Origin of the sequence: Microtetraspora fusca, assembly GCF_001570365.1 — a bacterium.
Lineage (GTDB): Bacteria > Actinomycetota > Actinomycetes > Streptosporangiales > Streptosporangiaceae > Microtetraspora > Microtetraspora fusca.
On sequence record NZ_BBYK01000044.1, the window covers coordinates 34,752 to 53,471 of the forward strand.

The 18,720-nt window shown below is 71.1% G+C and carries 22 protein-coding genes; 10 read left to right on the forward strand and 12 right to left on the reverse strand.

Annotation, left to right across the window (positions count from 1 at the left end; all coding sequences use genetic code 11):
• Positions 1–11: 11 nt before the first annotated feature.
• The gene (locus tag AWQ68_RS12685) at positions 12–1,973 is read right to left on the reverse strand and encodes an ABC1 kinase family protein (protein ID WP_066939611.1); all 1,962 of its coding nucleotides are present in this window, start codon (positions 1,971–1,973) and stop codon (positions 12–14) included.
• A gap of 128 nt (positions 1,974–2,101) precedes the next feature.
• Between AWQ68_RS12685 and AWQ68_RS12690 the strand changes: the two genes are divergently transcribed.
• The 6 genes from AWQ68_RS12690 (at position 2,102) to AWQ68_RS44210 (ending at position 7,089) form a co-directional block, all read left to right on the forward strand.
• Complete coding sequence (locus AWQ68_RS12690; protein WP_066939613.1) at positions 2,102–2,554, forward strand: GbsR/MarR family transcriptional regulator; 453 nt, start codon at positions 2,102–2,104, stop codon at positions 2,552–2,554.
• Complete coding sequence (locus AWQ68_RS12695; RefSeq protein ID WP_066939616.1) at positions 2,551–3,771, forward strand: glycosyltransferase; 1,221 nt, start codon at positions 2,551–2,553, stop codon at positions 3,769–3,771. The genes AWQ68_RS12690 and AWQ68_RS12695 overlap by 4 nt, the downstream gene beginning before the upstream one ends.
• 426 nt (positions 3,772–4,197) lie before the next feature.
• Entirely contained in the window at positions 4,198–5,046 is an 849-nt protein-coding gene (locus AWQ68_RS12700; RefSeq protein ID WP_066939619.1) for a bestrophin-like domain, read from the forward strand.
• On the forward strand, positions 5,043–5,840 hold the full coding sequence (locus AWQ68_RS42325) for a hypothetical protein (RefSeq protein WP_066939621.1): 798 nt from the start codon (positions 5,043–5,045) through the stop codon (positions 5,838–5,840). Before AWQ68_RS12700 ends, AWQ68_RS42325 begins: the two co-directional genes overlap by 4 nt.
• Positions 5,841–5,993: 153 nt before the next feature.
• Positions 5,994–6,860 carry an IS630 family transposase gene (locus AWQ68_RS43535; RefSeq protein WP_169808908.1) on the forward strand — a complete coding sequence of 289 codons (867 nt, stop codon included), beginning with the start codon at positions 5,994–5,996 and terminating at the stop codon, positions 6,858–6,860.
• Complete coding sequence (locus tag AWQ68_RS44210) at positions 6,790–7,089, forward strand: transposase (RefSeq protein ID WP_218006861.1); 300 nt, start codon at positions 6,790–6,792, stop codon at positions 7,087–7,089. The genes AWQ68_RS43535 and AWQ68_RS44210 overlap by 71 nt, the downstream gene beginning before the upstream one ends.
• 8 nt (positions 7,090–7,097) lie before the next feature.
• Here the strand turns inward: AWQ68_RS44210 and AWQ68_RS12720 are convergent, their stop codons facing one another.
• Together AWQ68_RS12720 and AWQ68_RS45705 are read right to left on the reverse strand one after the other, a co-directional pair.
• Complete coding sequence (locus tag AWQ68_RS12720) at positions 7,098–7,541, reverse strand: GNAT family N-acetyltransferase (protein ID WP_066939630.1); 444 nt, start codon at positions 7,539–7,541, stop codon at positions 7,098–7,100.
• 7 nt (positions 7,542–7,548) lie between these two features.
• Positions 7,549–7,674, reverse strand: a complete 126-nt coding sequence (locus AWQ68_RS45705) for a hypothetical protein (RefSeq protein ID WP_281217629.1) — start codon at positions 7,672–7,674, stop codon at positions 7,549–7,551.
• Here AWQ68_RS45705 and AWQ68_RS46145 point away from each other — a divergent pair.
• The 3 genes from AWQ68_RS46145 to AWQ68_RS12730 are packed head-to-tail and all read left to right on the forward strand — an operon-like array spanning position 7,673 to position 10,245.
• Complete coding sequence (locus AWQ68_RS46145; RefSeq protein ID WP_373281519.1) at positions 7,673–7,900, forward strand: helix-turn-helix domain-containing protein; 228 nt, start codon at positions 7,673–7,675, stop codon at positions 7,898–7,900. The genes AWQ68_RS45705 and AWQ68_RS46145 overlap by 2 nt on opposite strands.
• A gap of 22 nt (positions 7,901–7,922) precedes the next feature.
• A complete protein-coding gene (gene murJ / locus AWQ68_RS12725; protein WP_084463922.1) occupies positions 7,923–9,512 on the forward strand; it encodes a murein biosynthesis integral membrane protein MurJ in 1,590 nt (529 codons plus the stop codon).
• 19 nt (positions 9,513–9,531) lie between these two features.
• On the forward strand, positions 9,532–10,245 hold the full coding sequence (locus AWQ68_RS12730; RefSeq protein ID WP_157545228.1) for an SMI1/KNR4 family protein: 714 nt from the start codon (positions 9,532–9,534) through the stop codon (positions 10,243–10,245).
• An 18-nt stretch (positions 10,246–10,263) separates the two neighbouring features.
• On the opposite strand, the gene AWQ68_RS12735 is transcribed toward AWQ68_RS12730, so the two are convergent.
• The 4 genes from AWQ68_RS12735 to AWQ68_RS12750 all read right to left on the reverse strand — a co-directional run bounded on the left by AWQ68_RS12735 (position 10,264) and on the right by AWQ68_RS12750 (position 13,778).
• The gene (locus AWQ68_RS12735) at positions 10,264–10,857 is read right to left on the reverse strand and encodes a hypothetical protein (protein WP_157545230.1); all 594 of its coding nucleotides are present in this window, start codon (positions 10,855–10,857) and stop codon (positions 10,264–10,266) included.
• On the reverse strand, positions 10,854–13,049 hold the full coding sequence (locus tag AWQ68_RS12740; protein ID WP_066939638.1) for a hypothetical protein: 2,196 nt from the start codon (positions 13,047–13,049) through the stop codon (positions 10,854–10,856). Before AWQ68_RS12740 ends, AWQ68_RS12735 begins: the two co-directional genes overlap by 4 nt.
• Complete coding sequence (locus AWQ68_RS12745; RefSeq protein ID WP_066939641.1) at positions 13,046–13,288, reverse strand: hypothetical protein; 243 nt, start codon at positions 13,286–13,288, stop codon at positions 13,046–13,048. Before AWQ68_RS12745 ends, AWQ68_RS12740 begins: the two co-directional genes overlap by 4 nt.
• Before the next feature lie 268 nt (positions 13,289–13,556).
• Positions 13,557–13,778, reverse strand: coding sequence for a hypothetical protein (locus tag AWQ68_RS12750; protein ID WP_066939644.1), 222 nt, complete (start codon positions 13,776–13,778; stop codon positions 13,557–13,559).
• 397 nt (positions 13,779–14,175) lie between these two features.
• On the opposite strand from AWQ68_RS12750, the gene AWQ68_RS12755 reads away from it, so the two are divergent.
• Complete coding sequence (locus tag AWQ68_RS12755) at positions 14,176–14,505, forward strand: DUF427 domain-containing protein (RefSeq protein ID WP_066939646.1); 330 nt, start codon at positions 14,176–14,178, stop codon at positions 14,503–14,505.
• Between the two features lie 6 nt (positions 14,506–14,511).
• Here the strand turns inward: AWQ68_RS12755 and AWQ68_RS12760 are convergent, their stop codons facing one another.
• From AWQ68_RS12760 to AWQ68_RS42340, 5 genes are all read right to left on the reverse strand, one after another.
• Positions 14,512–15,264, reverse strand: a complete 753-nt coding sequence (locus AWQ68_RS12760; RefSeq protein ID WP_066939649.1) for an SRPBCC family protein — start codon at positions 15,262–15,264, stop codon at positions 14,512–14,514.
• A gap of 1 nt (position 15,265) precedes the next feature.
• Positions 15,266–15,880: an ArsR/SmtB family transcription factor gene (locus AWQ68_RS12765; protein ID WP_066939650.1), complete on the reverse strand. Its 615-nt coding sequence runs from the start codon at positions 15,878–15,880 to the stop codon at positions 15,266–15,268.
• A 63-nt stretch (positions 15,881–15,943) separates the two neighbouring features.
• Entirely contained in the window at positions 15,944–17,686 is a 1,743-nt protein-coding gene (locus AWQ68_RS12770; protein WP_066939653.1) for a pyruvate dehydrogenase, read from the reverse strand.
• A gap of 124 nt (positions 17,687–17,810) precedes the next feature.
• Positions 17,811–18,443: a hypothetical protein gene (locus AWQ68_RS12775; protein WP_066939655.1), complete on the reverse strand. Its 633-nt coding sequence runs from the start codon at positions 18,441–18,443 to the stop codon at positions 17,811–17,813.
• A 74-nt stretch (positions 18,444–18,517) separates the two neighbouring features.
• Positions 18,518–18,688 carry a hypothetical protein gene (locus tag AWQ68_RS42340; RefSeq protein ID WP_157545232.1) on the reverse strand — a complete coding sequence of 57 codons (171 nt, stop codon included), beginning with the start codon at positions 18,686–18,688 and terminating at the stop codon, positions 18,518–18,520.
• Between the last annotated feature and the right edge of the window lie 32 nt (positions 18,689–18,720).

The window sequence follows — 18,720 nt, forward strand, 5'->3', positions numbered from 1 at the left end:
CGTCACGACCGTCAGAACCCGTCCCGGCGGAACACGCCGACGAGGACCCGCAGCACCAGGATCGCGCTGATGACGAGCAGGTTGAACCCGATGAGCTCGTACAGGCTGATCACTCGCGGCATCACCTGGGGGCCGCCGTCCGTCCCGAGGAGGACGACGCCCATGATGCCCGCCGTGGCCCCCAGCACCGTGAGCACGACCTGGTGCAGCAACCCGGTGAGGAACCGGCGGTCCCGCTCGTCCGCGAGCAACCGCACGTTCATGCTGAACCGCCCGTGTTCCGCGGCGCTCGCGATCCGCTCGACCCGCCGGGGCAGCCGCCGCAGCATCGGCAGCAAGGTGGCGAGCTCGTGGGTCACCTCGTCCTTCAGCGACCTCGCGTCGAACTGCTCCGCCAGGTGCCGCCCGGCGAAGGCGCGGGCCTCCTCGATGAGGTCGAACCCGGGCGCGAGGGCGACGAGGGTGCCTTCCAGCGTGGCCAGCGCCCGGAAGACGGCCGCGACCTCGGGCGGCACGGCCAGGCCGTACTCCGTGACGATCTTGAACAGGTCGGTGAACATCACCACGCTCGCCGCGCCCGGCGCGAGATGCCTGGCCATGAACTGGCCCATCGCCCGCTCCAGAGCCGCCTCGTCGATCTCCTCCGGCCTGGGGACGACCTCCAGCAGCGCGTCGGTGACGCCGAGCGGGTCCTGGCGGTTCATCGCGACCAGGAACCGCTGCAGCGCGGCGCGCACGGACGCGTCCAGGCGGCCGACGGAGCCGAAGTCGAGCAGGCCGAGCGTGCCGTCGCTGAGCAGCATGATGTTGCCGGGATGCGGGTCGGCGTGGAAGACGCCCTCGACCAGGACCTGCCGCAGCAGGCAGTCGAGCAGCGTGCGGGCCAGCTCGCGGCCCCGCTCATGGCCGCGCTCGACGGCGCCGGACAGCGGCTCGCCCACGAGGCGCTCCATGACGAGAACGCGTTCCGTGCACAGCTCCGCGTACGGGGACGGGTAGGCGACGGCGCCGCCGCCCGAGGCCGCGACGGCGGCCATGTTCCCCGCCTCGACCCTGAAGTCGAGCTCCTCCCGTATGGCGACCGCGAAGCCGTCGGCCAGGGCACGCAGGCCGAGCGCGCGGCCCCAGCGCGTCCTGGCCTCCAGGGTGCGGGCCAGCCGGGCCACGATGTCGAGGTCGCGGGCGACGACCGCGCGGATGGCCGGGCGCTGAACCTTGACCACCACGCTCTCGCCCGTGCGCAGCCGGGCGGCGTACGCCTGCGCGATGGACGCGGACGCCAGCGGACGGCGGTCGAACTCGGCGAAGACCTCGTCGACGGGCCCGCCGAGCTCGGCCACGAGGACCTGCTCGACCTGCTCCCACGGCGCGGGGGCGGCTCGGTCCTGCAGCGTGCCCAGCTCCTCGACGAACTCGGCGGGGAGCAGGTCGCGACGGGTGGAGAGCACCTGGCCGAGCTTCACGAAGGTGACGCCGCCGTCGTCGAGGGCGCCGCGCAGCGCCCGGGCGAGCCGTACCCTGCCACCCCGGTCGTCGAGCCGGTCGCCCCGCCCGCGCAGGTACGGCCCCAGGCCGTGCCGGAACGCGATGCGGGTGATCTGCGAGTAGCGGCGCGCCCTGGAGATCCGGCCGCGCAGCGAGCGGGCGACCTCGATCGGCCCGGGGACGGAGCCCGGCGGCACGAGCGCCTCGGCGACCACCAGGATGACCATGGGGATCAGCACGATGCACATGGCCACGAGCACGAGCACCCACAGCGGGCCGAGACCCGGGTCGCTCCCCGCCTTGGTGCTCTTGAACTGCGCCATGACCGGGGACAGCATCGGGCCGGCCAGGGCGAACGCCAGAACCGCGGCGACGGCCGTGCGGAAGACGCCGAACGCGACGCCCAGGAGCCGTCTGGCCGCGACGGCCAGCAGGACCAACATCACGACGATGGCGAACGAGAGGACCAGAGTGAGGGGAAGGTCCATCGCTGTGTCAGTGTGAGGGGGCACGACTCGCGATCTTCCCACGCTCCCCCACACGATCACGCCGCCCGCCGTCCGGGCTAGAGTTTGTTTGTTCTGATCGATCCGAACAAACGGATATAGTTGGACGCATGAGTGTCGATCAGTTCGTGGAGGACGCCGGACTCTTCTACGAGCGGCTTGGGCTGAGCCGCACGTCCGGGAGGGTCATGGGCTGGCTGCTGACCTCGGAGGCCGGCAGCGCGGACGCGCCGGAGCTGGCCGAGGCGCTGGCCGTCGCCAAGAGCAGCATGAGCGTCGCGTTGCGGCAGCTCGAACAAGCGGGCCTGGTGGAGCGGTTCCGGGTGCGGGGCGAGCGGCGCGACCGCTACCGGCTGGCCGAGGACGTCTTCGCCCGTGCCTTCCGCGCCAAGATGGCCGAGTTCGAGAGCTTCCGCGCGCTGGCCGAACAGGGCCTGCGGGCGGTCGGCGACGACCCGGCGCGCCGGCGGCGGCTGGAGCTCATGCGCGACATGTACGCGTTCATGATGGACCGCTTCCCGCGGCTGCTGGACGAGTGGGACGAGCTGAAGGGCGAGAGATGAGACCGTTGCTGATCACCGTGGGCAGCCGCGGCGACGTGCAGCCCTACCTCGCCCTGGCCCGCGGGCTGCTCGCCGCCGGGCACCGGCCGCTGCTGGCCGCGCCGCGCCGCTTCGAGGCACTCGTTGCAGGGCACGGCGTGGAGTTCGCGCCACTGAACGACGAGATGCTCACGCTGCGGGACTCGGCCAAGGGGCAGGGCGTGCGCGCCGCCATCACGGCGGCCCGCTCGGTCAAGCCGATGCTGCGCCGCCTCCTCGACGACCAGGCAACACTCGCCGCTGGCCGGGCCGACGTGGTCATCCACCATCCGAAGTCCCTCGGCGGGCCGTACATCGCCGAGAAGCTCGGTGTCCCGGCCGTCGCCGGTCTGCTGCTGCCGCTCTACCTGCCGACATCCGCCTTTTCCTCCCCCATCCTCCCGGTTCGGGTGCCGCGCGCGCTCAACCGGGCGAGCTGGCGCATCACCTCGGCGGTGGAGATGCCCTACCGGAGCGCGGTGCGGGCGTGGCGGTCCGCGGCGCTGGGCCTGGAGGGCGGGTTACGGACTGTGACAAGCCTCGTCGCGGAGGGCGGCGTGCTGCACGCGTGGAGCCCTCACGTGCTGCCCGCCCCCGACGACTGGCCTGCCGCCGCACATCCGACGGGGTTCTGGACGCTGCCCCCGGACGACGGGTGGACGCCGCCCGAGCGGCTGGTCCGGTTCCTGGACGAGGGAGAGCCTCCTGTGTACGTCGGCTTCGGCAGTTCGGTCGGCGACGACCCCGAGGCGCTGGCGGCCACGGTCGTGGAGGCCGTCCGGCTGTCCGGGCGGCGGGCCGTGCTGGCCACCGGCTGGGGCGCCCTGCGGCCGGGCGCGGAGACGGACGGCGTCATGGTCATCGAGGAGGCTCCGCACGACTGGCTGCTGCCGCGCGTCGCGGCCGCCGTGCATCACGGCGGCGTCGGAACGGTAGCGGCGGCCGTGCGCGCGGGAGTCCCGCAGATCGTCCGCCCGTTCATGGGAGACCAGCCGTTCTGGGCCGCCCGTCTGCACCGTCTCGGCGTCGCCCCCGCGCCCCTGGCGGGCCGCCTGACCGCCGAGCACCTGGCCGCCGCCATCGAGAGCGCGGCCCGGCTCGCCCCGGCCGCCCGCGTCCTCGCCGGTCGAGTGGCGGCGGAAGACGGCGTCGCCACCGCCGTCGCCCGCATCGCCGAACACGCCGCATCCCACACCTGACAACCCGCCGCCGCGGGGCGCCGTCTGACCGTACGGCGGTCGCGGGGTCGCGGGGTCGCGGGGTCGCGGGGTCGCGGCGGTGCGGCGACGATGCGCGGCGAGGAAGACCGAATTCGCGCCCGCGCCGACTCCGGGCGCGCGGTTGACCGGGAATCCGATCCGGGCGCCGACCGCAGGAAGTGGTCGATCAGGAAGGTCACCTGGCGACGCCCCTTCTCCCTCGCACGACGAGGTGCGCGTGCTCGTCCCGGCCCCGAGGACAAGGCGGGGGCGTCAGGAGCGAGCTCCGATATTTCCTGGGATTCCTTCTCGCGTCCTTGCGCCCGGCAGCGCCCGGAACCTCACCCATTGTGATAGTCATGACACGGCCCGCAATCGGCAATGCGGCGGGGCCTCTCTGTCATCCCTCGGCAATGGGAGATCGTCATGCTGGTCTGCGTACTCGCCGTGGCGGCGGCGGTCGGCGTCGTGGCGCTGGCCGCCTTCCTCTTCCGGAAACTCGACCGGGGCGCCGACGACCGGGATCCCGGCGGCCCCTCCGCCGGCCACGCGGGTGCGATGCTGTCCGCCCTGTTCCTGCTGGTCTTCGCCATCGCGATCATCGTCCCGTGGACGACGGCCGACGCCGCCCGCCAGAACACCTACACCGAGGGCGACGCGGCGGTGCAGACGTACTGGGCCTCGACGGTGCTGCCCGCTCCGGCCGCGGCCGAGGTCCAGGCGCGGCTGCGCGACTACGTCGGGTTCGTGGTGGACGAGGAGTGGCCGCTCATGGCCGAGGGGCGGCTCAGCCCGGAGGGCGGGGCGCTGCTCAACGGGCTGCGCGCCCACGTCACGGGCCTCGAGGTGTCGGGGGACGACGCCCATGACGCCAAGAACGCGGTGCTGGACGGGCTCGCCAACCTGTCGGCCGCCCGCCAGCAGCGAGCTGCGGACGCCACGGCCACGCCGCCCGCGGGGGTCCTGGCCCTGTCGATCCTGACCGGGATCGTCGTCATCATCTTCCCCTTCATGGCGGGGGCGCGGCCGCGCGGCATGGCGATGGTCCCCCTGGTGACGATGGCGGCCCTGCTCGGGCTCGGCACGTACCAGGCATGGGACATCTCGCACGTCTTCAGCGGCGGTCTCGCGGTCAAACCGGACGCGCTGCGCGCGGCGGCCCAGGAGATCCAGCGGATTCCGCAGATCCCGGAGACACCGGTGAAGCCGGTGAAGCGTCCGGCGACCGAGATCTCGCAGACGCCCCGGGCTGCGCTGACCCCTCAGGGCCGATGACGGGGCGGCACGGCCGGGCGGGCCTCCGCACCGCCGCCGCAGCGGCGGCGAACGCCCTGGCGGCGTCGGCGGTGGCGGCCTCCGTGCTCACGGGCTCCGCGTTCGTGGTCCTCGCCGACCCCGCGTCCGCCGACACACGCCTCCCCGTAGACGTGGGTGCGGCCGACGACGCACTCTCAGCCGATACCGGCGCGGGACTCGCCGCCTCCGTACAGGCCAGGGCCGACGCGGGCGCGGCGGACGTCGCGCTCTCCGCCCGCGCCGGAGCACACGTGGGAGCGGCGGGCCCCGGCGCGGACGGACCCGCGGTCGGGGTGCAGCTGGGGATCTGCGTCGAGTTGCACACCGTGGTCGAGCTGGGGCTGGGGGTCGGGATAGGGAGCTATCCCTGTGGCTGCGGCTCCCAGTGCTCCACGCCCGAGCCGCCGCCCCCGACACCGGCCCCGCTGCCGCCCGAGACGGCGCCTCCGCCGCTGCCGCCCGAGACACCGCCGCCACCGCCTCCGCCGACGCCGCCGGTCGTGCCGCCCTCGCCGACGGAGACACCGGCTCCGCCTCCTCCGCCTCCCGTACGGGCCACACCGCGTACGGAGAGGCCGAGGCCGCCCGCGCGACCCGTGGTGGAGCACCGCCCCTCACCCTCACCGGTGGTGACGGTCCATCGGAAGCGGGCCCGCCAATCGGCCGGGCACCCCGTCCGGCACCGGAACCCGCTCGGCACGATCCTCGTCATGGTCGTGCTCGCCACGGTGATCGCCTCCGCGGCGGGGCTCGCGTTCGCCGGAGCCCGGTGACGCGCTCCCCGGTCCGAAGACCGAAGAGCCCGCGAGCCGCGACCGCGGCCCGTCGCGATGAGCAAGTGGCCCGTCACCGAATCTCGGACGGGTAATTGCTCTCCGGCGGTGAACCCGTCAGGCTGGCTGCCTCTTCGACATTGGGAGGTGGTCGTGGCTCGCCGACCGGAAGTGTTCGTCCGGCCGTTGACCATGGAGGAAGGCCGCAAGCTACAACGGATCACACGGAGCGCGAAGGATCCGGTCAAGCTGCGGCGGGCGATCGTGGTGATGATGTCCGGCCAGGGCCAAAGCGTCCCGGACATCACCTCGTTGATGCAGGTCAGCGACGACTACGTGTGGGATGTCATCCACACCTTCAACGAGAAGGGGTTCGACGCACTGGACCCAAAATGGAACGGGGGCCGTCCACGAGCGATCAGTAGCCAGGTGCGTGAGCACATCTGCCTGATCGCCAAGACGGTCCCCGCTGAATGGGGCATCACCGGACACTCCACCTGGAGTCTGCGCACCCTGGCCGAGCACCTCATCACTCGCGGGGTGGTGGCGGCGATCAGCCGTGAGCACCTGCGGCGGATCCTGCGCGCGGGCGGGGTTACCTGGCAGACCACCACCACGTGGAAGTCCTCCACCGACCCGCACTTCATCGCCAAGATGCAGCGCGTCCTGGACCTCTACGATCACCCGCCCGCTGATGGGCGGGTGATCTGCGTTGATGAGTTCGGGCCGTTGAACCTGATGCCTCGAAAGGGCAAGCGGTGGCGGCCGGCGGGTTCGCCGGCCCGGCTGCGGGCCACCTACCACCGCTACAACGGCGTCATGCACATGATCGCCGCGCTCGATCTGGCTACCGGCAAGCTGTATTACCGGATCCGCACGCGCAAGCGCTGGCGCGAGTACCTGTCCTTCCTCAAGACGCTCCGCGTGCGCTGGCCTGGCGAAGCTGTATGTGATCGCCGACAACTACTCGCCCCACAAACATCCCCAGGTCCGCGCCTGGGCTGCCGGCAACGATGTTGAGCTGGTGTTCCTGCCGACCTACGGTTCCTGGTTGAACTGGATCGAGTCGGAGTTCGCCGCGCTGCGCTACTACGCGCTGAACGGCACCGACCACCGCAGTCATGACGAGCAGAACGCGGCGATCGGTGCCTACGTCCGCTGGCGCAACGCCCGAGCCCAGCCCAAGACCAACTTCGCCGCCAGCTCGCCGATCAGAAGCTGGACCAGTTACCCGGCCAAGGTTGCGTGACGGGCCACCTAGCCCTCGAGTTCCTTGCGCATCCGCACGATGGAGCGGCCCTCCAGCTCGTCACGGCCGGTCTCCACGTAACCGAGCGACGCGTACAGGGCGATGTTCGGCGTCATCTTGACATTCGTGATGAGGCGCAGCGCGGGGAGCCCGAGCCACCGCGCCTCCTCCTCGGCGAAGGCCAGCAGGCTCCGGCCGACGCCCCTGCCCTGCCGGTCGGGCCGGACGGCGACGTTGTCGACGAGCAGCACGCCGTCCTCCGGGATCAGCACGATGAGCCCCTCGATCCCGTCGGGCGCGTCCCGCACGTGCACCCGCCCCTCGGCGACGAGGGCCTCGCAGTCCGCCTCCATCGGCATCGGCGGCCTGCCGATGACCTCCGCCCACGGCTGGTAGGCGTCGAGGACCAGTCGTCTGACGGCCGCCACGTCCGTGGCCAGAGCCTTGCGCATCCACCGATCATGCCATCCCGCTCGGAGCGCGGACATCGGGACCGGTCACCACGAGCACGGTGTGCTCGGGCGACAGAGTGGGGGCGTTCACCCGGTCCTCGATCACGTGTTTGTCGAATATCCACGCGAGCATGCACAGATCGGATGGACACTGTGTACTCGTGCGGCTTCGGTACAACTTCCACCTCTGCCCGACACCCGGTCAGCGCGTAGCGCCGGCCAAGGCGTTCGGGTGCGCACGGCGGCTTGACGAAGTCTCGGCCGCGGTGCGGGCCGCCCGACGAGACCGCGATCGAGTCGCTCAGCGCTCTCTGGTGCCGCACGATCTACTTCTCCTCGCCAAACCCCGCTTGACCTGACCCCACGCAGGAGGCAGAGCCGATGGACGAACCACAGGACGGACGCCCGCAGCCGCGTCTCGTCAAGGCAGGACGGGCGATGGCCCTGGCCACGCTGGTCTCCCGGGTGACCGGATTCGGCCGCACGCTCGCCCTGGTCGCGGCGCTCGGGCTCGGATCGCGGCTGCTCGACGCGCACACCACGGCCAACACTCTGCCCAACTCCATCTACGACCTGGTGTTGGGCGGTGCCCTCGCCGGCGTCCTGGTCCCCCTCCTCGTACGGCACGGCGACGATGCGTTCGCCCAGCGACTGCTCTCGCTGATCGTCTACGCCCTGGGCGTCACCGTCGCGCTCACGATGGTGTTCGCCCCGCAGATCGTCGACCTGTGCGCGCCCGGCTACACCCCGGAGCAGCGGCAGCTCACGATCACCTTCACCCGCTTCTTCCTGCCGCAGGTGCTGTTCTACGGCGCGGGCGCGGCCCTGGCCGCCGTTCTCAACACCCGAGGACGCATGGCCGCCCCCATGTGGGCTCCGGTGGCCAACAACGTCGTGGTCATCGTCACCGCCGTCGCGTACCTGGCTCTCGGGGGCGGCCATCGCATCGAGGAGCTGACCCCGGCGCAGACGCTGCTGCTGTCCGTCGGCACGACCGCGGGCGTCGCCGCACAGATGCTGCTGCTCGCCCACGCCGGACGGCGGGCGGGCTTCCGTCCCCGGCTGCGTGTGGACGTCCGCGGTGTCGGGCTCCGGCGCATCGTGGGCATGGCCGGGTGGACGGTCGTCGCCGTCGTCGCGAGCCAGGCGGCCCTGCTGTTCGTCGGCCGGCTCGCCACGACTGTCGGTGCCGGCGCGACCGGCGTCTACGCCAACGCGTACACGCTGTTCCAACTGCCGTACGCGATCATCACGGTGTCGCTCATCACCGGAGTGTTGCCCAGGATGAGCCAGGCGGCCGCGCGGCGCGACCTCGGCCAGGTCACCGCCGAGCTCTCCCAGAGCCTGCGCCTGTCCGGCGTCGCGCTGCTGCCGGTGGCCGCGCTCCTGATCGCCCTCGGCCCGCACATCGCCACCGTGCTGTTCGCGCATGGAAGCGCGACGCCGTCGGCGGTCGCGCTGACCGGCTCCGTCCTGTCCGCGTACGGACTCGCGCTTGTGCCCTTCTGCGGGTACCAGATCCTGATCCGCGGCTTCTACGCCCTGGGGGACACCCGCACACCGGCGCTGATCGGCGTCCTCGTGTCCGCCGTCACGGCCGCCGCCGCCTGGGCCGCCTCGGCCCTCGTCCCCGGATCCGCGATGCTCATCGGCCTCGCCGCCGGGTACGCGCTGGCCAGCACCGTCGGTCTCCTCACCGCGGCGCTCGTCCTGCGGGCGCGGCTCGGACGCGTCGACGGCCACCGGCTGCTCTCCACCCACACGCGTACGTCGATCGCCGCGGTGGGCGCCGGCTTCGCCGCGATCGCGGTCACCCGCGCCCTCGCCCCCGCCATCGGGACGGGGTGGAGCGGATCCCTCGTTGTCCTGCTCGCCGCCGGCACCGCCGCCGCCGTGCTCTATCCCCTCGCCGGGCGGCTGCTCCGGATCGGCGAGCTCCGCGTCCTCCTCTCCGCTCTCCGTCCCGCCTGATCTCCGTATGATCCGTCCCGTGCCGAACGGATTCGATCTCGCGGCAGAGCTCGCCCGCGCCGTCCAGGGCCGGGAGCACGCATGGGCGTTCATCCGGGGGTTCGCCGCCGAGTGGGTGGGCCCCCTGCTCCCCGGCGACGGCCACAACGCCGCCGAGCTGGACGCCGCCGAGGAGCGCCTCGGCCTCCGGCTCCCCGCCGCTCTCCGGGAGGCGTACGCGCTGGTCGGGCTGCGTGACGACCTGACCGGTAACCAGGACCACCTGCTCCCACCGGACTCGCTGTACGTGGACGAGACGGGCGAGGTGCTGGTCTACCGGCTGGAGAACCAGCACGTGGTCGAGTGGGGCATCCCCCTGGCCGAGCTGGACCGGGACGACCCGCCGACGGTCTTCCGGGGCGACATGCTGGACAAGGAGGCCGAGCGCTGGGCGCCCTGGATCGACCGGCTCTCGTCGGCGTTCGTGGAGATCGTCATGTCGGAGTCGCTGTTCGCCGACGAGGACCTCGCGGACAACCGGGAACTCGATCCGGCGACCGTCGCCGCGCTGGAAGCCCGCTACACGTTCGCCCCATTCCCCGGCTATCCGGCGGACGAGCCGGCGATCCGGTGGTTCTTCGGCCCCGACGCGCTGCTGCGCGACGACGGCCGGTCGTGGCTGTGGGTCCGGACCCGCACCCCCGAGGCACTGGACAACGTCCGCCACGCCCTGCCGGGCATGTGGTACGCGTAGCCCGTCGCGGGCGTCCGGCTATGTGCCCGGCACGCACCCGTGCACCTCGCCGTAACGCCGCTGCGCGATCCGCATCAGCGCGATCAAGTCCCCCATCGCGTCCCTGCCCTTGGCGACCTGGGACAGGTAGAGCGTGACCAGTCGCTCCTGCCCGTCACAACGGAACTTGGCCACCACGCGATACGGCTGCTCGCCGAAGGGGCCATCGGGCATGTGCACGGCCATGCCCTCGCCAAGGTCAACGGGCAGCACGACGCCGTCGTGCCTGCGGTACACCGCCAGCCAGTCATCCAGGACGCCCGTCAGATATTGCCGTGAGGCTGCCGGTCGTTCTTGCTTCCAACCGACCACCAGCGAGTACGGGCTGTTGCCTGGTGTCAGACATTCGCCGTCTTCGTCGCTTCCGTCCGTCTTCGCGGTCTGCGGTTTCGTCACACCGCTCACCAGCCGAAACGCCTGCTCCGGCACCAGCTCGCAGAGATAGGGCGCCGAATTGACGACGGGCGGCGTGGCGACGGGATCGGGGTCGCGCACATCCTTTTCGCCGGATGTGCATGACCCGACGAGCAACGCGGCCGCGGTCGTCGAGATCAGCAGGCGACAGAGTCTCACTTACCGCTCCCGGAAGCAGGCGGAATCTGAAGACCGAGGTAATCGTCGACTTCGGTAGTGTCACGGAAAGTTCGACTGAAGCGATCTCGCACGTCGTTGTCCATGCCGCTCCTGCTCGCCCACCTGAGAAAATCGCTGTACTGCTGCGGCGTCATCTCTGCGAACGGCTTGATCACCGGAGGCCGGCCGGTGGTAAACGTCGACACACTCAACGGCACGTCATCGAACATGCCCTTCTTGAGCATGGTGGTGGCGATCATTTGCTCGGTCAGGCGTTCGACGGCGAGGCGGTTGTCGGCGACGTTCTGGTAGGTCGCGTCGAGGCTGCGTCCCTCCGCCGCCATGAGGTGGGCGACCTGCTTGGAGATCTCGTCGTACGCCGCTCCCGTGGCCTTGTCGAACTGGCTGGTGAGCAGCTTCCCGAAGGCGCCGTCGGCGAGTGCGCCCACCTGCTTCGCGCCCGGGACGGGGAACAGCCCGATGGCGTCGCGGACCATGGCACGCAGCGACTCGTCCGCCTTCTGGTCGTACTGCCCTTCGGCGATCAGCGCCTGGCGGCGGATCTCGACCAGATGGGCGAACGGGCGCGCCTCCGCCACGGTGCGGTCCACCAGGAACTGGTGGACGTCCGCCTTGCCGACCCGGCCGTCCTCGTCGAAGTCGAACATCTTGAGCTCGGCCTCGGTGAAGCCGAAGCGCTTGAGGTTGGACCGGTCGAGGCCCACCGGGGGCACGGTGTCGAGCGCCGCCCTCATGTGCTCGGTCTGCGCGCGGATCAGCGCCTCGAAGCCCGCCTCGTCGGTCGTCGCCAGCGCCAGCGCGTACGACATGTCCTGGGCGGCGACCTTTCCGAAGGTGTCGTGATGGAGCAGGAGCCGGGACAACTGGTCGATGTTGGCCGCGATGGCACGGGCGAGTGGGTAGCGCAGCGGCGCGAGCCGGTCGAGCACGTCCTTGTCGGTGACCTCCAGGTTGCCGTCTCCCGCCTTCCCGAACGCTCCGCGTACCTCGTCGGCGAGGATTTTGGTCATCTCGGCGGCCAGCTTCCGGGAGGTCGGGTCCTGGCCGGTGGTCCCGGCCAGCAACACGCGCTCGAAGGCTCCGAACTCGCCGCTGAAGTGGAAGGCGTCCAGTCGGGTCGTCAGCAGATGCTCCAGAACGGACTGCTTCCACCCGGGCGGGGTGTGGTCGAGCAGGGCGTGCGCCGCGTCCTTGTCCGTCCCGGCCACCCGCAGCAGGTCGTCCACGACCGACGCCTTGTCCTTGGCGCCCACCTGTGGATCCGGTTTCAGCAGGCCGCCCAGGCCGAGCGCGGCGGCCAGGTCGTACAGCGGCACCTTGCCGAGCCCGACGCCCGCGCCGAACGACCACCTGTCCTTGTACTGCTCCTGCTCGTAGACGACCGCGTCGCGTCCCACGATTTCCATGAATTTCCGGGAGAATGGCTTTTTCCCGTCGTGGGCGGCCCAGATCAACGCCTGGGCCTGGTAACCCGCATAGCTTTGGACGTCGCCCGAGGTGTGCTCCGCGCGCCCCTGTTCCGCCAGAGCCTTGAGAAATCCCTCGCCCATGTACGCCGGATTCTTCGGGTCCGTCGCCCTGGACAGGATGTCGCTCAACATACGGAGGGTCTTCTTCCCCCGGGCCGACAGTCCGGCCACGGCCTCGGTCTCGCCGTTCAGCCGGCCTGCCCTCAACGCGGCGGCGAGGGAACCGGGCAGCTCGGTGACGCCCTTCGCCCCGAGCTGGTTCAGGAACGCCTTGACGAAGTCCGCGTTCCCGGCCTTCGCCGCGTATTTCTCCAGCTTGGCGAGGGCGGCGGTGTCACCGCTCGCGACGCTCGACGCGGCGCGGCCCGCCACGGCGCCGTCGAGGAATCCCTGCGCGGCGTCGAGGGCGTCCGGCATGCCGAAGAGCGTGCCGCCGCCGGGCGTACAGGTGCCGAACGCGACCCGCTGCCGCTCCATCTCCTGGATCATCGCCTGACGCCGCCGCAGGTCCTCGGCCTGCGTGCCGACGCGGCGGGCCAGGTCGCGCAGGCGCAACGCGGGCCCGGTGTCCAGCCCGGCTCCCTGGAGCTCGCCGTACAGCGCCTGCGCCAGCCGGTCGAGTTGCCCGGCGGCGCGGGTGTGTCCGGCCGTCATCGTGTCGAAGTCGGGCTGCTTGACGCCGGTGAACCCCTGGGTCGTCATGCCGTGTCCGGTAGCGCGGCCAGTTTCTCCCGGGCGCTGCGCGCCGCGGCGGTGAGCAGGTCCTGCAGTTCCCGCTGCGCGGCCCGCACCTCCACACCGAACCTGTCACCCGCGGGTCCCACCCACGCGCCGTCCTCCATCAGGCGGCAGGAGGGGGCGAGCGTCGACCAGTGCTCGTCCGACAGCCGCTGGATCCGGGCCGCGGCCGCCCGCATGGCCTCACGATCGAGGTTGGCCAAGACGATCTCCTCGCATGACTCGGTACACGGAACACGGGTGAAGGGGGCGGCGCCTTCACGCCGATCACGCTAATCAACAATGGTGCATTGAACAACGCGCCGAGTCGACCGATGTCACATATCCGCTTTTCGGTTTTCAAATAACCCTTTATCGAGATAACTCATAAACCGATCGGGTGGTTCCGCCCCATCGATCCGGAATTGAGCGTTACGTGTGCGCGGCAACAGGTCGCACAGCCTCGCCGCGAAAGGAGGCCGCGGAGATCCGTCAGCCGTGTACGGAAGATCGGCTGAGTGCGGGCCGGATCGAAACCGCGACGACGACCACGGCGGCGATCAGCGGCCCGTGGAAATACCAGAGGATCGACCAGCCGTGGAGCCACTGCTCCCACGTGGCCGCGCAGGCCTCGTCGAGGACGCGATCCACGGCGAGCAGCGAGAGCGTGACGACATCGGGCAGCGCCACGGCGATCGTGACGAGGGCGCCCACCGCCCGGCTCCAACCGCGGCGCCCCTCCTGAGCAGTGTCGCCCACACGGCGAATCCCGCCGCGACGACCAGGGGTTGGGCCACCCCGAGCGGCATCAGATAGGCGCTCAGGTCGTTGTTCAGCTCGAACCCCGGGCATCCGCCGTACGTGGTCATGGAGAACTCGTATGTGCCCGCGTCGGTCAGCAGGAGCGCGTAAGGGGCGACGGCGAGAACGAGGGCGGCCACCCAAAGGGCCACCGATGATCGTCGCGACACGAAGGGAACCGTACCGCCCGAGCAGCGACGAATTCCCGCGATCAGCGAAATCCCCCACGAACCCCCTCGACGGGGACTATTTCCGCGCATCGCGGTGCTGACAGCGAAGAGAGCCGCCAAGGAACGAGCGAGGAGGCACCGTGTCCGAGGGACACCGCATCACCATCGAGCAGGGCACCCAGCACGTACGCGTCGAGCAGGACGGCGTGCTCCTCGCCGAGAGCCGCCGCCCGCTCCTGCTCCGCGAGACGGGACTGCCCGTCCGCTACTACCTGCCTCCGGAGGACGTGCGCACCGACCTCCTGACGCCGTCGGAGAACCACACCTACTGCCCGTTCAAGGGCACGGCGTCCTACTGGTCACGCCCGGACGCGGAGGACCTGGTCTGGGCGTATCCGGCCCCGAAGCCGGACGTCGCCCAGATCAAGGACCACTTCTGCTTCTACGACGTCGAGGTGGTGTCCGGCTGACCCCGGTCAGGCGAAGGACCGGGTGAGCCAGGACTGCCAGGCCTCGTCGAGGCGCGCCCCGTCCACGCTTCCGGAGAAGTCGTGGTGCTCGGCGACGACCGCGTCCTGGTAGCCGTGGATCAGCATGTAGAGGGCCTCGTCCGTACGGAAGCCGAGGAAGCCGGGCCGCCGGGCGAACTCGACGACCCCCTCGACCGGGGGGAGGCCCTCGACGGCGAGCCGCCCAGGCACGCCCTCCGCGACCTCCGTGCCGGACAGGCCGAGCACGCCCGCGAACGCCGACCAGACCCGCTCCTTGTCCGCCACCTGGGGTCCGACCGCGAAGACGTTGTGCGCGGAGGTCCGGCCGGTGAAGTGCCGGAGGTAGACGGCGAGCTTGCGGAGGTACATGCCGTCGCCCACCTTGAGGGCGTCGTACTCCGCCTCCCAGTCGTCGCCAAGGAAGCCGCTGTGCACGAACCGGAGCACCGTGCTGCCGCTGTCACGGCCCTCGATCAGGTACTCCATGGCCATGAACGTGCCGTCGGGGTTGTCGTCCGTCCGGATGGCGTACTTCTTCCCTGGCTCCCAGGCGGTGACGGTGGCCTCGGACGGGAAGCCCATGATCTCCTGGCGCGTCCTGCCGCCTTCCCGGGGCTCGATCGTGTTCCGTCCCATGAACCAGGAGTCCACCCCCGGTCCGGTGGCGATCGCCTCCCACACCTGTTCGGGAGTGGCGTCCAGGGCGATCTCCTCGCGCACCTCGAACTCGTGCGGCATGTCAGGACTCCTTCGTCTGTGTCATGGGCTCGGTCACGGCCTTCACGCTCGGATGCACGGCGACGACCACCCGGTGGTCGCGACCGCCCTCGGCCGTCTCATCGTGATATTTCGACACCAGCGCGGTGACGGCGTTCGTCAGCTCCTCCGCGAACGCCGCGCGATCCGCCGCCGAGGCGAACCGCACCTCGCCGTCCAGCGCGAACGTCGCGACCCGCTTGCGGGCCCGGGCCGCGCCCGTGATGAGGGCGCCGACATCGCTCACCAGCCGGGAGGCCAGGGCGACCAGCCAGCGCGCCGACAGCCGGTCGGGCGAGCGGGCGGGGTCCGGCTGCACGCCGGCGAGCGCGACCGGCGAGATCACGTACGACGCCGCCGTGGCGCGCAGCACCCGTTCGGTGACGTTGCCCTTCCGGCGCTCCTCCACGAGCTCGACCAGCCCGTGCTTCTCCAGGGTCTTGAGGTGGTAGTTCACCTTCTGCCGGGGCAGGCCCACCCGGGCGGCCAGCATCGTGGCCGACCCCGGCTCGGCCAGTTCGGCCAGCAGCCGGGCACGCATGGGATCCAGTGAGACCTCGGCCGCCGACGGATCTTCGATCACCGCGACTTCCAACATGCGCCCACGATGTCACCGACAACTTTTTTTGTCAATGCGGTGGAAGTTGTCGGATGCAGACGTTCAGGGACGAGGGATGTTGCGGAGGTTGGCGCGGGCCATCTGGACCATCCGCCCGACGCCGCCGTTCAGCACCATCTTCCCGGCCGAGAGCGCGAAGCCCGCGATCTGCTCCCCCGTGACGCGCGGCGGCAGGGAGAGGGCGTTCGGATCGGTGACGACGTCCACGAGGGCCGGCCCGCCGTGGCGGAACGCCTCGCGCAGCGCGTCCCTGACCCGCTTCGGGTCCTCGACCCGCACGCCGTACGCCCCGGCCGCCCGCGCGATGGCGGCGTAGTCGGTGTGCGGATATGTCGTGCCGTACGGCCGCAGGCCCGCGACCATCATCTCCAGGTCCACCATGCCGAGCGAGGAGTTGTCGAAGAGCACCACCTTCACCGGCAGGCCGTACTGGACCAGCGACAGGAAGTCGCCCATCAGCATGGAGAATCCGCCGTCGCCGGACAGCGAGACGACCTGGCGGTCCCGATCGATGAGCTGGGCGCCGAACGCCTGCGGCAGCGCGTTGGCCATCGAGCCGTGGCTGAAGGAGCCGATCACCCGGCGGCGGCCGTTCGGCGTGAGGTAGCGCGCCGCCCAGACGTTGCACATGCCGGTGTCCACGGTGAAGACGGCGTCGTCATCGGCCTCCTCGTCGAGGACGGACGCCACGTACTCCGGGTGGATCGGCACGTGCCCCTCCACGTTGCGGGTGTAGGCGTCCACGACCGTCGTCAGCGCGTCCGCGTGCTTCTTCAGCATGCGGTCCAGGAACCTGCGGTCGGCCTTCTCGGCCACGCGCGGGAGCAGCGCCCGCAGCGTCTCGCGGGCGTCGCCCCACACCGCCAGGTCCAGCTTGGACCGGCGGCCCAGATGCTCCGGCCGCACGTCCACCTGGACGATGCGCACGTCATCCGGCAAGAAGGCGTTGTACGGAAAATCGGTGCCGAGCAGGATCAGCAGGTCCGCCTCGTGCATCGCGTCGTACGCCGCGCCGTAGCCGAGCAGCCCCGACATGCCCACGTCGTACGGATTGTCGTACTGGATCCACTCCTTGCCGCGGAGGGCGTGGCCGACCGGCGCCTTCACCCGTTCCGCGAAGGCCATCACCTCGTCGTGGGCGCCCGCCGTGCCGCTGCCGCAGAAGAGCGTCACGTGCCGGGCGTCGTCGACCATCGCGGCCAGCGCGTCGATCTCCTCGTCGGCCGGACGGATGGTGGGACGGCGGGTGACCAGCGCCAGCTCGGCCGCCCGCTGGGGCGCCTCGCGGGCCGCGATGTCACCGGGCAGGCTGACCACCGAGACACCGGAGCGGCCCACCGCGTGCTGGATCGCCGTCTGCAGCACCCGGGGCATCTGCGAGGGGTGCGAGATCAGCTCCGAGTAGTGGCTGCACTCGGCGAAGAGCCGGTCGGGGTGCGTCTCCTGGAAGTAGGCCGTGCCGATCTCGCTGCTCGGGATCTGCGCCGCGAGCGCCACCACCGGCGCCATGCTCCGGTGCGCGTCGTACAGACCGTTGATCAGGTGCAGGTTTCCCGGGCCGCAACTGCCCGCGCACGCCGCCAGGTTCCCGGTGAGCTGCGCTTCGGCGCCCGCCGCGAAGGCGGCCGTCTCCTCGTGCCGCACCTGCACCCAGTCCATGCCGGGAGCCCGGCGGATGGCGTCGATGACCGGGTTGAGGCTGTCCCCGACGACGCCGTAGATCCGCCGTACGCCCGCCTGACCGAGGATGTCGACGAACTGCTCGGCGATGGTCTGCCTGGCCATGGACGATTCCCCCTCACCGGTCCGCGGACGGGCTCGCCCGCCCCGCTGTCCCTGACCGCCCCCTGCCCCGCGTCGCACCGTGCAGTCACTCCGCGGCGTCTAAGGATGGGCGGGCGCGGCGCGCTCAGACGCGGCGGGCCCGCCACAGCTCCACGGCCGCCCACAGGGCCCCGACGGCGATCAGCGCGCCGTGCGCCATCCGGAGCGCGGGCGGGCCGAAGAACTGCGGGATGAAGAGGGCGAATCCGACGGCCAGCGGGACGGCGCTCCACCGGGCGAGCACACCCGAACGCCAGACGGCGACGGCCGCCAGGACCACGCCGACGCCGAGCAGCAGGAGCCCGGCCCCGAACATCGTGACCGCCGCGGGGCCGTACCGGAAGTCGTCGGCGAGCGAGAGCAGTGACGCGTCCTGGTTCTGGAGGGCGCGGGCGGCGATGACGTTCAGGCCGAACACCTCGGCTCCGTAGTACGGGAGCGTCAGCCCCACGCCGACCGACGTGACCACCACGGCGGGCAGCGACGGGCGCCGGTCGAGCACGAGGTGCAGCGCCAGCAGGCCCAGCGTGAGCAGGACGAACCCCGCCACCGCGAACAGGTGCGCCGCGACCCAGGCAGACGAGGCCATCGCCCGCGCGCCGGCCAGGGTGGTCTCGTCCGAGTACGGCCGGACCAGCGGATAGAGGAGGAACAGCACCCCGGCGGCGGCGAGAGAACCGGCGCCCAGCCGAGCACGGGACGAGTGGAGGGTGGACATGGACGGCTCCCATCGAGAATCGCTAGCGCGTCGCTCTGTTTCGAGAGCAATGCTCTCCTTAGAGAACGACGATGTCAACCGAGTCTCCCGCTCTCTTTGATCCGTGGGGCGCCGCCGCATGTCAGCGGCTCGGCCGGCTGTTCGACGATCAGGCCCGCCCGTACGGCCGGGGCGAGGCCCCGGGCCAGCAGGCGGCGGGCGCACCGGGGGTTGTCGAGGTGCTGCCAGCGGCTCCAGCCCAGCACCTACGGGCCTTCCTGGAGGAGGATCCGCTGGA